This window comes from Mesorhizobium sp. 128a, from assembly GCF_053848025.1.
In genome coordinates, this window is the sequence record NZ_JBSPKY010000001.1 from 99,987 (window position 1) to 114,086 (window position 14,100).

Consider the following 14,100-nt stretch of genomic DNA (forward strand, 5'->3'; position numbering starts at 1 on the left):
CCTAGCCTCCGTAGACCAGACCTTCCGGGTCGATCTCCGGCTTGCGGCCGGCAACGAGGTCGGCCAGGAAATTGCCGGAGCCGCAAGCCATGGTCCAGCCGACATGACCATGGCCGGTGTTGAGATAGAGATTGTCGTAGCGCGCCTGGCCGATGACCGGTACCGAGTTCGGCATCATCGGTCGCAAGCCTGCCCAGAGTTCAGCCTTCTTCTCGTCGAAGGCGCCGGGGAACAGGTCCTTGCCGGCTCTGAACATGGCGTCGAAGTCGCTCGGCTTGTGGGAGCGGTCGAAGCCGGTGAATTCGGCGGTCGAGGCCAACCGCAAACGGTTGCCGAGCCTCGAATAGGCGATCAGCTGGTCCTCGTCAGCGCCGCCCATGGTCGGGCCTTTGCTCGCGTCCTCCAGCGGGATGGTCGCTGTATAGCCTTTAACCGGATAGACCGGCAGATCGATACCGTAGCGGCGGCCGAGCAGGCCGCTTTCCGGCCCCATCGAGATCACCACGGCATCACCAGTCACCGGACCGGCCGAGGTCATCACAGCGCGCACTCGGTTGCCTTCGATGTCGAGGCCTTCGACCGTTGCGCCGTAGAGAAACTTGACGCCGAGCTTCTCGGCGGCATAGGCGGCGAGCTTTTCGACGAACTGCCGGGAATCGCCGGTCTGGTCGATCGGCGAATAGACGCCGCCGGCGATCTTCTCCTTCACCCCGGCGAGGCCCGGCTCCAGTTCGATCAGCCGGTCGCGGCCGACGATCTCGATCGGTAGGCCGTGTTCGGCGAGATAGCGATAGTTGTCCGTGCCGGTGTCGAGACTGTGCTGCGAGCGGAAGAAATAGAGGATGCCCTTCTTGCGCTCGTCATAGTGGATGCCTGTGTCGGCCGAGATGGCATTGATGCAGTCGCGCGAATAGAGCGCCAGGCGCAATTTGACCCGGCTGTTGGCGCGCAGGCGGGCCACCGTGCACTGGCGCAGGAAGCGCAGGCTCCAGGCGAGGAAATAGGGGTCGAAGCGCAGCCTGACCTTGATGCCGAGATCATGGTTCCAAAGTGCGCGCAGGAAAGTCTTCAGCGCCGCCGGCGAAGCCCAGGCGGTGGCGTCGCCCGGCGATACCAGGCCGGCATTGGACTGGCTGGTGCCGCGTGCCGGCGCCGGATGGCGCTCGACCACGGTGACCTCGTGGCCATCGGCGGCCAGATAATAGGCGGCGGCCGTCCCGACAACGCCGGCCCCGAGCACCGTTATCCTCATGCCACCCCCCAAAGCTATATGCGGCGCAGCGCCTCCACGCCGCATCAGCGAATGCCTTCAATAGCGCTTCGCCGCTCGCCTTGCGAGCCCTTGGGGACGCTAGGCTCAGCCCCGGGCGGAGTTCTTGCTGGTCAGAATGCCCTCCCAGGCGAGTGCGTCGGCGACGATCTGGTCGAGATCGTCGCGCTGCGGGGTCCAGCCGAGTTCGGCGCGCGCAAGGTCGGAATTGGCGACGATGGCGGCGGCGTCGCCGAGACGGCGGTCGCCCATCTTGACCTCAAAATCCCGGCCGAAGGCGCGGCGCACGCTGTCGATGACTTCGAGCACGGAATAACCGTGGCTGTAGCCGCAATTGGCGACGAGGCTGGTGCCGCCGGCACGCAGCCGCTCCAGCGCAAGGCGATGCGCCGCGGCCAGGTCGCTGACATGGATGTAGTCGCGCATGCAGGTGCCGTCCGGCGTCGGATAGTCGGTGCCGAACACCTGCATGAAGGGGCGCTTGCCGAGCGCGGTCTCGCAGGCGACCTTGATCAGATGGGTGGCGCCCGGCGTCGACTGGCCGGTGCGGCCCCTGGGATCGGCGCCGGCGACGTTGAAATAGCGCAGCGCCGTGTAGCGCAAGGGATGTGCCAGCGCCGCATCGCGCAGCATCCATTCGCTCATCAGCTTGGACAGGCCGTAGGGCGATTCAGGCGCCAGGCGGGCATCCTCGCGCACCGGCTCCAGCCCGGCGCCGCCATAGACGGCGGCGGTGGACGAGAAGATGAAATTGGGCACGCCCTCTCGTATGGCGGTCTCGATCAGCGTGCGGGTCTTCGAGGTGTTGTTCTCGTAATAGGCGAGCGGATCGGTAACCGATTCGGGAACCACGATCGAACCGGCGAAATGGATGATCGCGTCGATATGATTGTCCCTGATGATCTGGCCGACCAATTCCTTGTCGGCAACATCGCCGACGACCAGCTTCGCTTCCGGCGCCACCGCCCATTCGAAGCCGGTGGAAAGCCGGTCGAGAACGACGACGCTCTCGCCGGCATCCAGCAGTTCCCAGACCATGTGGCTGCCGATATAGCCGGCGCCGCCTGTCACCAAAACCGTCATTCCGTATCCTCGCTATTCAAGATTTATCGGAAACTGTCTCAAATGCCGCTTTACTGGAAAGACCGCCGCGGGGCTATACAAGGCCAGTGTGTTAAGTCCGTAACAGTCTCAGCGGCCCATGGCATCGTAGTGAAACAAAGTTGATGCACATCAAGGGAATAAGCCACGATCCGGTATCGTTAGGAACAGGCGCGGGGCGTGGCATTTTGACCAAACAGGGCCCGGTGGACGACGAATGGGCCAATGATTATGATCCCGCACAAAACTGGGAAGGCGACATGAACTATCAGCGGTTCTTCGAGGAAGCGATCGACCAGCTCCATGCCGAGCGGCGCTACCGCGTTTTCGCCGATCTCGAGCGCATTGTCGGCAAGTTTCCGCGCGCCATCTGGCGTTCCAACGGCCGCGCCGAGGAAATCACCGTCTGGTGTTCCAACGACTATCTCGGCATGGGCCAGAACCCGGATGTCATCGCCGCGTTGCAGAACGCGGCCGGCAAGATGGGCTCGGGCGCCGGCGGCACCCGCAACATTTCGGGCACCTCGAACCCGCTGGTCGAGCTCGAAGTGGAACTGGCCGATCTGCACGACAAGGAAGCGGCCCTGGTCTTCACCTCCGGCTTCGTCTCCAACGAAGCCTCGATCTCGACCATTGCGCGGCTTTTGCCCAACTGCCTGATCATCTCGGACGAGTTGAACCACGCTTCGATGATCGAGGGCGTGCGGCGCTCGGGCGCCGAAAAGAAGATCTTCCGCCACAATGACGTCGCGCATCTCGAAAGCCTTTTGCAGGCGGCGGGTCGCGAACGCGCCAAGCTGATCGTCTTCGAGAGCGTCTATTCGATGGACGGCGACATTGCGCCGATCAGAGAGATCGTCGAACTGGCAGAACGCTACAATGCCATGACCTATGTCGACGAGGTCCACGCCGTCGGCATGTACGGACCGCGCGGCGGCGGCATCACCGAGCGCGAAGGCCTGGCCGACCGCATCGACATCATCGAAGGCACGCTCGCCAAGGCGTTCGGCACGCTCGGCGGCTATATCGCCGGCAACAGCGCCATCATCGATGCCGTTCGCTCCTACGCGCCGGGCTTCATCTTCACCACGGCGCTGCCGCCGGCCATTGCCGCCGCCGCCACCACCTCCATTCGGCATCTGAAGCGTTCGCAGGCCGAACGCGATGCGCAGCAGCGCCAGGCGTCGCGGACCAAGGAGGTCCTCAGCGCCGCCGGCCTGCCGGTGATGGAGTCGCCGACGCATATCGTGCCGGTGCTGGTCGGTGACCCCGAACTCTGCAAGATGGCCAGCGACCGCCTGCTCGGCGTGCACGGCATCTACATCCAGCCGATCAACTACCCGACCGTGCCGCGCGGCACCGAGCGGCTGCGCATTACGCCGACGCCGTTCCATACCGATGCGCTAATTGCGGGACTGCAGGACGCGCTGGTCGAGACATGGGATGCGCTCGGCATCCCCTACGGCTCCGCCGGACGGCCCACTGTCGCCAAGAGCGACCGGATTGTGCCCCTGCTGGTGCCGAAGTCCGGCGGCTGAAGCCGTTTGAAAGTCGCTCCGACGGCCAACTGACGCAGGTTTCTTCGCTTCCAGTGCTCACGGACCCAAATGTCCGCTGCGCTCCGGGTCTCGAAACCCACGTCAGCTGACTCGTCGGAACGACAATCCGGCTTCAGACGGCTCAGAAGCTTTTCATCCACCTCGCCAACCGATGCGCTGCTTCCTCGAGTTGATCGAGGCGGCGGTGGAAACACAGCCGCAAAAACGCTTCACCGCCGGGGCCGAAGGCGGTGCCGGGGGCCAGGCCGACATTGGCCTTGTCGACGATGTCGAAGGCGGCCCGGCGCGGATCGGTGATGCCGTCGACCGTGAAAAACAGGTAGAACGCGCCTTGCGGCACGGTGAAGCGCGCCTTGCCGGTGGCGCCGATTATGTCGCAGACCAGGTCGCGTGCCGCGTGCGCGCGCTCCACCTGCTCGACAATGAAGGCATCGCCGTGGTCGAGGGCAGCGATGGCGCCGCGCTGCATGAACTGGGCGACACCCGAGGTCGAATACTGGATCAGGTTCTCGAACACCTGCTGCAGGTCGGGATGGGTTTTGATCCAGCCGATGCGCCAGCCGGTCATCGCCCAGTTCTTGGAAAAGGAGTTGACGAACAGGATGCGGTCTTCCTCGGTCGAAATGTCGAGGAAGGACGGCGCGCGGCCATGGCCGTAGTGGAACAGCGAATAGATTTCGTCGGCGATGATCCACAGGCCTCTTTCACGGGCGAGACCGAGGATCGCCTGCAGCGTTTCCTTGTCGGCGGTCCAGCCGGTCGGGTTGGAGGGCGTGTTGACGAACAGCGCCTTGGTGCGGGGCGTGACCGCGGCTGCAATCTTGTCGACATCGCAGGACCAGCCATTGCCGGACTGGTCGAGCGTGACCGCCACAGGAGTAGCACCGGAGACACCGGCGGCGGCGGCGAAATTCGGCCAGGCCGGGGAGAGATAGACGACCTCGTCGCCACTGCCAGCGACGGCGGCAAGCGCCAGTTGGATGGCGTGCATGCCGGAACCGGTGGCGATGAATTCTTCCTCGGCGAAATTCTTGCCGAAATGCCTGAGATAGTAGCGGGAAAGCGCTTGCCGCAGCTCCGGAATGCCCTTCTGCCAGGTGTAGAAGGTCTCGCCATTGGCGAGCCCCTTGGCGGCGGCTTCGGAGATGAAGGCAGGCGTCGGCAAATCGCCTTCACCGGCCCAGAGCGGGATCATCCCCTCGCGCGTGCGCCCGTAATTGACCACGGCGACAATGCCGCTTTCAGGGGCGGCAACGGCTTCGGCGCGCAAGCTATCGATCAAGGTCATGGACAGGTCCGTTTTGATGTCAGGTGAGTGCTTTTAACAGAAGCGAAAACAGAAAACCCCGGCCGCGGACGACCGGGGTTTTGGTCCAAGGATCCTGGCCGGGGAGCTATTTCCTGGCGAGGAGATCGCGAATTTCGGTAAGCAATGCGACGTCAGCCGGCGGCGGAGCCGCTGGTGCAGCGGGCTTCTCGCGCTCAAGCCGCTTGCGCAGATTGTTCACGGCCTTGACCATCAGGAAGATGATGAATGCGAGGATGATGAAGTTCAACGCCACGGTAATGAAGCTGCCATAGGCAAAAACAGCGCCCTGTTTCTTGGCTTCGGCCAGCGAGGTAGCGTTGACGGCCGAGGAGAGGCCGAAGAAATAGTTGTTGAAGTCCAGTCCGCCTAAGATGGCCCCGACGATCGGCATGATGATGTCGTTGACAAGAGAATCGACGATCTTGCCGAAGGCAGCGCCGATGATGACACCGACGGCCAAGTCCATCACATTGCCCTTGGAAATGAATTCCTGGAACTCTTTCAGCATTCGACCCTCCTTGTCATGGCAGGCCGCGCTGCCGCCGTCCTTCGGCGCCGGCCCGCGCATACCGTAACAAAAACCTGAGGTTGCAACAGAAGCAAAAGCGGGAAAACACCGCATTCTCTTTACCTTAGGTCACGGGCTCGACAGGCGGCGCGTCGTCGCCATGCGCCGAAAGCCGCGATGGACTCGACCCCAAAGCTGTGATTGCGTCTGGCCAGGCCGCATGAATACTGGCTGGAGGAGGACTTTCGGGCCGTGCAGGGCTGGTTCATTGTCATCATTGCCGTCGCCTATGTGACGCTGCTGTTCGTCATTGCCAGCCTCGGCGACCGGCGCTCGGCGGCCTCCGGGCCCGGTCGTGCCCGACCCTTCATCTATGCGCTCAGCCTCGCCATCTACTGCACATCCTGGACCTTCTTCGGCTCGGTCGGCCTGTCGTCGGAGCGCGGACTCGAATTCCTCGGCATCTATACTGGCCCGGTGCTGGTGTTCGTGTTCGGCTTTCCGCTGCTCAACCGCATCGTGCGGCTGGCCAAGAGCGAGAAGATCACCTCGATCGCCGACTTCCTCGGCGCCCGGTACGGCAAGAGTTTTGCCGTCTCGGCGATCGCCACGCTGATCGCCACCATTGGCGCGGTGCCCTATATCGCGCTGCAGCTGAAGGCGATTTCCGGTTCAGTCGGCCTGATGGTCGAGCACTATACGGGATCGCCGCCCTCCTTCGATCCGTTCGTCAGCGACATCTCGCTCGTCGTGGCCATGCTCTTGGCGCTGTTTGCAGTGCTGTTCGGCACCCGCCACGCCGATGCCACCGAGCACCAGGACGGACTGGTGCTGGCGGTGGCTGTCGAAACCGTGGTCAAGCTCGCCGCCTTCCTGGCGATCGGCCTAATGGTGACCTTCCTGATCTTCGGCGGCCCCGGCGATATGATCGACAAACTGGCCGAGAACAACCAGGTGCGGCAGGCGATGGGGTACAACACCTCGCTCGCCACCTGGCTCGTGCTGACCTGTCTGAGCGGCTTTGCCATCATCATGCTGCCGCGCCAGTTCTACGTCACCATCGTCGAGAACCGCGGCGAGGCCGAGTTGCGCACCGCGACCTGGGTGTTTCCGCTCTATCTCGTGGCGATCAACCTGTTCGTGCTGCCGATTGCCTTCGCCGGCCTGTCGCTGGTCGGCGGCAGGACCAGCAGCGACCTCTACGTGCTGTCACTGCCACTGTTCAGCGGCCATGACGTGCTTGCCATGGCGGCCTTCATCGGCGGCCTGTCGGCGGCGACCGCCATGGTGATCGTCGAAAGCGTGGCGCTGTCGATCATGATCTCCAACGATCTCATCATCCCGCTGTTCGTGCGCCGGCTGCTCAAGACAACGACCTCGGAGAATGAGGACTGGTCGACGCTGATCCTCAATGTACGGCGCGGTGCGATCTTCATCCTTTTGTTCATCGCCTTCCTCTACTATCGCGAGAGCACCAACTCTGCGCGGCTTTCCTCCATCGGCCTGATGTCGTTTGCGGCCATCGCCCAGTTTGCACCGGCGCTGATCGGCGGGCTGATCTGGCGCGGCGCCAATGGCCGGGGCGCGGCCCTGGGTATGGTTGCCGGCATCCTCGTCTGGGGCTACACGCTGCTTTTGCCTTCGCTCTCGGCAGCCGACGCCGACATTGTCGTGCATGGCCTGTTCGGTTTCGAAGCGCTGCGGCCGCGGGCCTTGTTCGGCACCGTCGCCGAGCCGCTGAATCACGGCGTGCTCTGGAGCCTGTCCGTCAATACGCTGTTCTTCGTCCTTGGCTCGCTGTCGCGCGCGTCGGTGCCGCTGGAACGCATCCAGGCGTCCATCTTTGTGCCGCGCGAGGCCAGTCCGATGCCAAGCCTGCGCCGCTTCCGCACCGCCATCACCGTCAACGTGCTGAAGGACACCATTTCGCGCTATCTCGGCGTCGAGCGCACCGAGCGCTCCTTCCAGTCCTTCGAGAAAAGCACCGGCGTCTCGCTCTACGGCAATGAGCAGGCCAGCATGGACGTCATCCGCTTTTCCGAGCAGCTGCTGGCGAGCGCGGTCGGCTCGTCGTCGGCGCGGCTGATCCTGTCGCTTTTGTTTCGCCGCAACGACCGCGAATCCAAGGATGCGTTCCGCCTGCTCGACGACGCCACCGAGGCGTTGCAGCACAATCGCGACTTGCTTCAGATCGCGCTCGACCAGATGGAACAGGGCATTACCGTGTTCGACCGGGATTTCCGTCTGATCTGCTGGAACAGACAATATCGCGCGCTGTTCGACCTGCCCGACGAGATGGGCCAAGTCGGTGTCTCGCTCGACCGCATCCTGCGGCATCTCGCCGAGCGCGGCGACATTCCGGCCGACCAGCGTGTGGCGATGCTCAACCGTCTGACCAGCTTCGTCAGCCCGTGGCAGATGGAGTTGAAGACCAGCGGCCGCATCCTCGAATTGCGTTCCAATCCGATGCCGGATGGTGGCATCGTCGCCACCTATGCCGACATTTCGGGGCGCGTCGAGCAGGACCTGGCGCTGAAGCGGGCCAATGAATCACTGGAGCAGCGGGTCAAGACGCGCACCGTCGAACTGACGCGCGTCAATGAGGAACTGGCGCAGGCGCAGATGCTGGCCGAGGAGGCCAATCTCGGCAAGACGCGCTTCCTCGCCGCCGCCGGCCACGACATCCTGCAGCCCTTGAATGCCGCCCGGCTCTACTGCTCGTCGTTGATCGAAAAGGCCGGAAAGGGCCCGGCTGGCAAGGCCGCCGTCAACATCGAATCCTCGCTGGAATCGGTCGAGACGATCCTGGGCGCCGTGCTCGACATTTCTCGCCTCGACGCTGGCGCCATGAAGCCGGATGACAGCGCCTTCCGGCTGGACGGGCTGCTGCGCCAGATCGGCAATGATTTTCAGCCACTCGCCGCCGAAAAGAAACTCGACCTGACGATCATGGCCTCGTCGCTCAGCGTGATGACGGACCGCAATCTGTTACGCCGGCTGATCCAGAACCTGGTCTCCAACGCCATCAAATACACGCGCCATGGCCGCATCCTGGTCGGCGTGCGGCGGCGCGGCGAGCTCGCCGAGATCCAGGTGATCGACACCGGCATCGGCATTGCCGGCGACAAGCTGAACACGGTGTTCCGCGAATTCACCCGGCTCGATGAAGGCGTGCGCGAGGCCGAAGGCCTCGGCCTCGGCCTCTCCATCGTCGACCGCATCGCCCGTGTGCTCAGGCTCGAGATCCAGATCTTTTCCCACCCCGGCAAGGGCACGCGCTTTTCCGTCATCCTGCCGATTGCTGCCGTTGAGGCGCCGCGGCGCGAGGTTGAGCCCAAGGCGCCTGCCCGCACCGCGAATTCGCTTGCTGGGCTGCGCGTCATGTGCATCGACAATGACGCCCGCATTCTCGACGGCATGCGGCTTTTGCTCGAAGGCTGGGGCTGCAGCGTCGGCACGTTCTCCGGATCGGAGGATTTCACCAGGGTCGACATCCATCGTCCCGACATCGTGCTTGCCGACTATCATCTCGACGGCAGGAGCGGCCTCGACGTGATTGTGCGGCTGCGTGACATCCACGGCCGGGACCTGCCGGCCGTGCTGGTCACCGCCGACCGCTCCACGGAGGTTCGTGCCGCTGCCGCCGCCCTCGATGTGCCGGTGATCAACAAGCCGCTGAAGCCGGCCGTGCTGCGCTCGATGCTATCAAGGGTCAGGCCGCTGGCTTCGGCGGCGGAATAGCCACGCCGGCCCGTCTCAGCGGTGTCCAAGGCTTACGAGGTAGGCGCAGAACATGTCGGCCATGGCATCGGCATAGGCTTCGATCTCGGCGTCGGCGCGGGGGCTTCCTGAAAAGTCCTTTCCCACGGAGCTCAGCGTCGCGCCGATCACGCCACCGGCCAGCGTACGGACGGCTTCCGGGGCCTCAGGCAAGGCTTCATCCAGAAAGTTCTGAACGGTGCGCACGCCAGCGTCCCTTGCCTCGTGCGCCTCGGGGGCGTCGCGATAAAGCGGAGCGGCGTCATTGAGCGCCCCGCGCACGGCAGCCTCATCGCACTCCGAGTGGATGAAGGCATGGACAAGCCTGCGCAACCGCTCCAGCGGTGGCCGCTGTTTGTCCTCGAGTATGGTGCGCAGCAGGCCGCCCGTCTGCTGCCACTCATCGCTTTGCAACCGGAACAGCAGGGCGGCCTTGTTGGGGAAATACTGGTAGAGCGAGCCGACGCTAACGCCGGCCCTTTCGGCCACGCGCGTGGTGGTGAAACGCTGCGCGCCTTCGCTCGCCAGAACCTGAACAGCAGCTTCCAAAATCGCCGCAATGAGCTCGACCGCGCGAGCCTGCTTGGGCTGCTTTCGCAAGGAAATAGAATGGCTTGGACGTTCCGTCATGGTCCTGTCCGGCAATGCGAATTGGAAACCTGAAGGATTATTCGTATTTTCAGCACGACACAAGAACGCAATGTTTTTCCGACTGGAGACTTCGATGACCACCCTCACCCCGCTCGCGCCCTTGCTCGCCCGCCTGTTCAAGGAGGCGGAAGCAGCGTCGAGCCCCGCAGCGGCCGGCTTCTCGCCCGACGAGAGGGAACGCCTGCTGCACAGCAAGACCGAATATGTCGATTTCTACGGAAGGCTGAAGGACCTGTGGCTCGCGGTTTCGCCGGAGACCGGCACGCTGCTCTACATGCTGGCGCGCAGCAGCGGCGCCCGCGTCATCATCGAATTCGGCACCTCGTTCGGCATCTCGACGCTCTATCTTGCCGCGGCACTCAGGGACAATGGCGGCGGCCGTCTGATCACCACCGAGTTCGAACCATCCAAGGTGATGCGGGCCAAGGCCAATCTGACCGAGGGCGGCCTCATCGATCTGGTGGAAGTCCGCCAGGGCGATGCGCTGCAAACGCTGAGCGCCGATCTTCCCGAAACGATCGATCTTTTGCTGCTCGATGGCGCCAAGGCGATCTACCCTGAGATATTGAGCCTGGTCGAAAGCCGGCTCAGGCCCGGCGCGCTGGTGATCGCCGACAACGCCGATTTCAACCCCGAATACCTCGAGCGCGTACGCGCGCCTGCATCAGGCTACATGTCGACGCCGTTCGGCGACGACGTCGAACTGTCGGTGAAGTTGCGCTAAGGCCGCCGGCGGACTGCTTGGCCGGGACAGAACAGAGCTGAGCGCCTTCGGCGCTCAACCCACCGGCTGCAGCGGGTCGTTGCCGATCTTGGACAGCTGGATCACCGCCTGGGTGCGGCTGTCGACGCCGAGTTTTTGCAGGATGGCCGAGACATGCGCCTTGATCGTCGCTTCGGAGACGCTGAGCTCATAGGCGATCTGCTTGTTGAGCAGCCCTTCGGCCAGCATGCCGAGCACACGCGTCTGCTGCGGCGTCAGCGCCTGTAGCCGCTTGATCAGATCTGAAATCTCGGGGTCGCGCTCGACACCGAGATCGATGCCGACGGGCGCGGCGATATCGCCGGCCAGCACCGTCTGCACGGCGCTGCGAATCTCCTCCATGCTGGCCGATTTGGAGATGAAGCCGGACGCGCCGAGATCGAGCGCACGCCTTATCGTCACCGGGTCGTCATGCGCCGAAACCACCACCAGCGGCACCGCGGGATGTATGCCGCGCAGCGAGATCAGGCCGGACAGGCCGCTGGCGCCCGGCATCGATAAATCGAGCAGCACCAGGTCGACATCCTCATGCGCGACGACCAGTGCCTTGGCGCTCTCGAAATCGCCGGCCTCGTGGATGGCGGCAACATCGCCAACGCCGGCAAGCGCCTCTTTCAACGCGCCGCGGAAAAGCGGATGGTCGTCGGCGATGACGAAGGTGTAGCCCGACGGCAAATATTCCTCCCAAATCCCGTTATCATTGTCTGCTTTTGCGGGACCGGACGATTATGCGGCGAAGTGTTGCATTTTCAAGCGGCAATGGCCGGCCGCTGAATTTTCCCCAGCCACGACGCCAGCTCAGGTCTTTTGCCCGTCAAGCTTGGCGCCGTCGCCATTGTCCATCTCCTTGACGATGCCCATGAAGCCACGCATGAAGCGCTCCATGTAGTTCATTGTCTTGTCGAAATCCTCCTCGCTCGGCAGTTTCGATTCGAGGCGGGCGGACAGCGAATTCTCCAGCTTGGTGACGCGTTCGTCCATGGCCTTCATCGAGGCCTGCAAACGGTCAACTTCGTCCTGGAAAGCTGCACGCTCGTCGGCCGCCATCTTGCAGACGAGCTGGCCGGAACGTTCCTCGCAGATCGACATGGCGCCGGTCTGTGTGTCCATGCGGACGTAGCCGTTGGCCGATTTTTCCAGCCGGTAGCGATCGGTCTCCTCGGACCAGGCCGATGCCGCGACCAGCGAGACCAGCGCGGCGGGGATCAGTATTTGCTGCAGACGCATGTTCCATCCTCCATGAGCCAGTGTGCGAGAGCCTATCACAGCTTTGCGCCGCAAATGCGGAAGAGTTGCCCTTCCCCGCATGAGCCATCCGGATTATAGCGCAGCTATGTCTCAGATTATCTACAAGATCGCGCCCGAAGCCCTTTGGCGCGAGGCCGAGAAAAACGGCCATTTCACCGGTGCGCCGATCGATATCGCCGATGGCTTCATCCATTTCTCCACCGGACCCCAGGCCAGGGAAACGGCGGCAAAGCATTTCGCCGGCCAGACGAATCTGGTGCTGGTCGCCATCGATGGGGCCCGGCTGGGCGAAGCGCTGAAATACGAGGTCTCGCGCGGCGGCGCGCTGTTCCCCCATCTCTATGGTGTGCTCGAAACGAACGCCGTGCTGTGGGTGCGGCCATTGCCGCTCGGCCCTGGTGGCGCGCACCAGTTTCCGGCGCTGGAGGGTGAATGAGCGTGCTCGACCGCATCGGCCAGAAACTGCTGTTCACCTTCGATCCCGAAACGGCGCACGGCATGTCGATCGCGGCGCTGCGATGCGGTCTGCCGGTCGGCGCGCGGCCGGTGCGCGACGACCGGCTGAAGGTCAGCCTATGTGGTCTCGATTTTCTGAACCCGCTCGGCATGGCCGCCGGCTATGACAAGAACGCCGAAGTGCCGGATGCACTGCTTGGTCTCGGCTTCGGCTTTGCCGAGGCCGGCACGGTGACGCCGCTGCCGCAGTCGGGCAATCCGAAGCCGCGCATCTTCCGGCTGACGGAGGACGATGCGGTGATCAACCGGCTGGGCTTCAACAATGAGGGCCACGAGGCGGCCGAGAAGCGCCTTGCCGCGCGTAAGGGACGCGGCGGTATTGTCGGCGTCAACATCGGCGCCAACAAGGACAGCGCCGATCGTGTCGGTGACTATGAGCTGGGCGTCTCCCGCTTTGCGAAATACGCCAGCTATCTCACCGTCAACATCTCGTCGCCCAACACGCCCGGCCTGCGCAACATGCAGGCGCGCGAACAACTCGGCGATCTGTTGTCTCGGGTCATGTCGGCGCGTGCAGCAGCTTCGGCGCAGCCGCCCGTCTTCCTCAAGATCGCGCCGGATCTGGTCGAGGCAGAGCTGGAAGACATCGCCGCCGAGGTAAGCGAAAAGCAGATCGATGGCGTCATCGTTTCCAACACGACGCTCGCGCGGGCCGGATTGCACAGCACGGCCGTAGCGGGCGAAACCGGTGGTCTCTCGGGAAAACCGCTGTTCGAGCGTTCGACCATCGTGCTGGCCAAGATGCGCAAGTTGCTCGGGCCGGAGCGGGCCATCATCGGCGTCGGCGGCGTCGATTCGGCCGAGACTGCGCTGGAAAAAATCCGCGCGGGCGCCGATCTCGTCCAGCTCTACACCGGCATGATCTATGCCGGCCCCGCTCTGCCCGGCCGCATCCTTGCCGGCATGGTGCGCTTTGCGGAACGGGAAAGGCTGAAGTCCTTGCGCGATTTGCGCGACAGTCGACTCAAAAACTGGGCGGCCAAACGGCTTTGATTTTTCCGCCCCGACTATCCGCCGCGCGCGTAGTTTCAGTCCGTCTCGCGCCATAGTTAGAACACACAAGACCTGTCGGCTTCTTCGATTGACAAGCGAGGCAGCAATGCAATTGACAGCGATTTTCATTCTTGCGTCAATGGTTGGCCCCTTCGGCGATGGTCAACTGGAGCCCTATGTGCGGCAACTTTGCCATGAGGCAGCTAGGAAAGCCTTGCCCGAGAACGCGTCGTCGACAACCGCATTGCAGTCAGCGGCCGTTTGTTTCCTTGCCTATTCCGATATGCCTTATGCCGGGCACCCCGTCAGGAGCTGCGATTCAGTTGTAGCGGCGCTTGCGCCTTCCGCCCCCAAGACTGCCATCAACGTCTGCGAGGCGGCGGGCGAACTGACGCGAAATTGGGCCAGTGGCCGTTTCTGAGC

At 63.5% G+C, this 14,100-nt stretch carries 13 protein-coding genes; 6 read left to right on the forward strand and 7 right to left on the reverse strand.

Annotated features, from left to right (window positions below):
* Position 1 precedes the first annotated feature (1 nt).
* Entirely contained in the window at positions 2-1,252 is a 1,251-nt protein-coding gene (locus ACWTU9_RS00465) for a D-amino acid dehydrogenase (RefSeq protein WP_455856627.1), read from the reverse strand.
* Between the two features lie 105 nt (positions 1,253-1,357).
* On the reverse strand, positions 1,358-2,353 hold the full coding sequence (gene galE, locus ACWTU9_RS00470) for a UDP-glucose 4-epimerase GalE (protein WP_455856628.1): 996 nt from the start codon (positions 2,351-2,353) through the stop codon (positions 1,358-1,360).
* A gap of 278 nt (positions 2,354-2,631) precedes the next feature.
* On the opposite strand from galE, the gene hemA reads away from it, so the two are divergent.
* A complete protein-coding gene (gene hemA / locus ACWTU9_RS00475; protein WP_455857112.1) occupies positions 2,632-3,909 on the forward strand; it encodes a 5-aminolevulinate synthase in 1,278 nt (425 codons plus the stop codon).
* A gap of 142 nt (positions 3,910-4,051) precedes the next feature.
* On the opposite strand, the gene ACWTU9_RS00480 is transcribed toward hemA, so the two are convergent.
* On the reverse strand, positions 4,052-5,218 hold the full coding sequence (locus ACWTU9_RS00480; RefSeq protein ID WP_455856629.1) for a pyridoxal phosphate-dependent aminotransferase: 1,167 nt from the start codon (positions 5,216-5,218) through the stop codon (positions 4,052-4,054).
* Positions 5,219-5,324: 106 nt separating this feature from the next.
* Positions 5,325-5,747 carry a large conductance mechanosensitive channel protein MscL gene (gene mscL, locus ACWTU9_RS00485; RefSeq protein WP_454576503.1) on the reverse strand — a complete coding sequence of 141 codons (423 nt, stop codon included), beginning with the start codon at positions 5,745-5,747 and terminating at the stop codon, positions 5,325-5,327.
* Positions 5,748-5,999: 252 nt separating this feature from the next.
* On the opposite strand from mscL, the gene ACWTU9_RS00490 reads away from it, so the two are divergent.
* Positions 6,000-9,488, forward strand: a complete 3,489-nt coding sequence (locus ACWTU9_RS00490) for a PAS domain-containing hybrid sensor histidine kinase/response regulator (protein WP_455856630.1) — start codon at positions 6,000-6,002, stop codon at positions 9,486-9,488.
* A gap of 15 nt (positions 9,489-9,503) precedes the next feature.
* On the opposite strand, the gene ACWTU9_RS00495 is transcribed toward ACWTU9_RS00490, so the two are convergent.
* Positions 9,504-10,136: a TetR family transcriptional regulator gene (locus ACWTU9_RS00495; RefSeq protein WP_455856631.1), complete on the reverse strand. Its 633-nt coding sequence runs from the start codon at positions 10,134-10,136 to the stop codon at positions 9,504-9,506.
* A gap of 94 nt (positions 10,137-10,230) precedes the next feature.
* Between ACWTU9_RS00495 and ACWTU9_RS00500 the strand changes: the two genes are divergently transcribed.
* Complete coding sequence (locus ACWTU9_RS00500) at positions 10,231-10,881, forward strand: O-methyltransferase (RefSeq protein ID WP_455856632.1); 651 nt, start codon at positions 10,231-10,233, stop codon at positions 10,879-10,881.
* A gap of 54 nt (positions 10,882-10,935) precedes the next feature.
* On the opposite strand, the gene ACWTU9_RS00505 is transcribed toward ACWTU9_RS00500, so the two are convergent.
* Entirely contained in the window at positions 10,936-11,595 is a 660-nt protein-coding gene (locus ACWTU9_RS00505; protein ID WP_455856633.1) for a response regulator, read from the reverse strand.
* A gap of 123 nt (positions 11,596-11,718) precedes the next feature.
* Positions 11,719-12,147, reverse strand: a complete 429-nt coding sequence (locus ACWTU9_RS00510; RefSeq protein ID WP_455856634.1) for a hypothetical protein — start codon at positions 12,145-12,147, stop codon at positions 11,719-11,721.
* 106 nt (positions 12,148-12,253) lie between these two features.
* Here ACWTU9_RS00510 and ACWTU9_RS00515 point away from each other — a divergent pair, with 106 nt between their 5' ends.
* The 3 genes from ACWTU9_RS00515 to ACWTU9_RS00525 all read left to right on the forward strand — a co-directional run bounded on the left by ACWTU9_RS00515 (position 12,254) and on the right by ACWTU9_RS00525 (position 14,098).
* A complete protein-coding gene (locus ACWTU9_RS00515; protein ID WP_455856635.1) occupies positions 12,254-12,604 on the forward strand; it encodes a DUF952 domain-containing protein in 351 nt (116 codons plus the stop codon).
* Positions 12,601-13,677: a quinone-dependent dihydroorotate dehydrogenase gene (locus tag ACWTU9_RS00520; protein WP_455856636.1), complete on the forward strand. Its 1,077-nt coding sequence runs from the start codon at positions 12,601-12,603 to the stop codon at positions 13,675-13,677. Before ACWTU9_RS00515 ends, ACWTU9_RS00520 begins: the two co-directional genes overlap by 4 nt.
* Before the next feature lie 106 nt (positions 13,678-13,783).
* Positions 13,784-14,098 carry a hypothetical protein gene (locus ACWTU9_RS00525; RefSeq protein WP_455856637.1) on the forward strand — a complete coding sequence of 105 codons (315 nt, stop codon included), beginning with the start codon at positions 13,784-13,786 and terminating at the stop codon, positions 14,096-14,098.
* Positions 14,099-14,100: the final 2 nt, after the last annotated feature.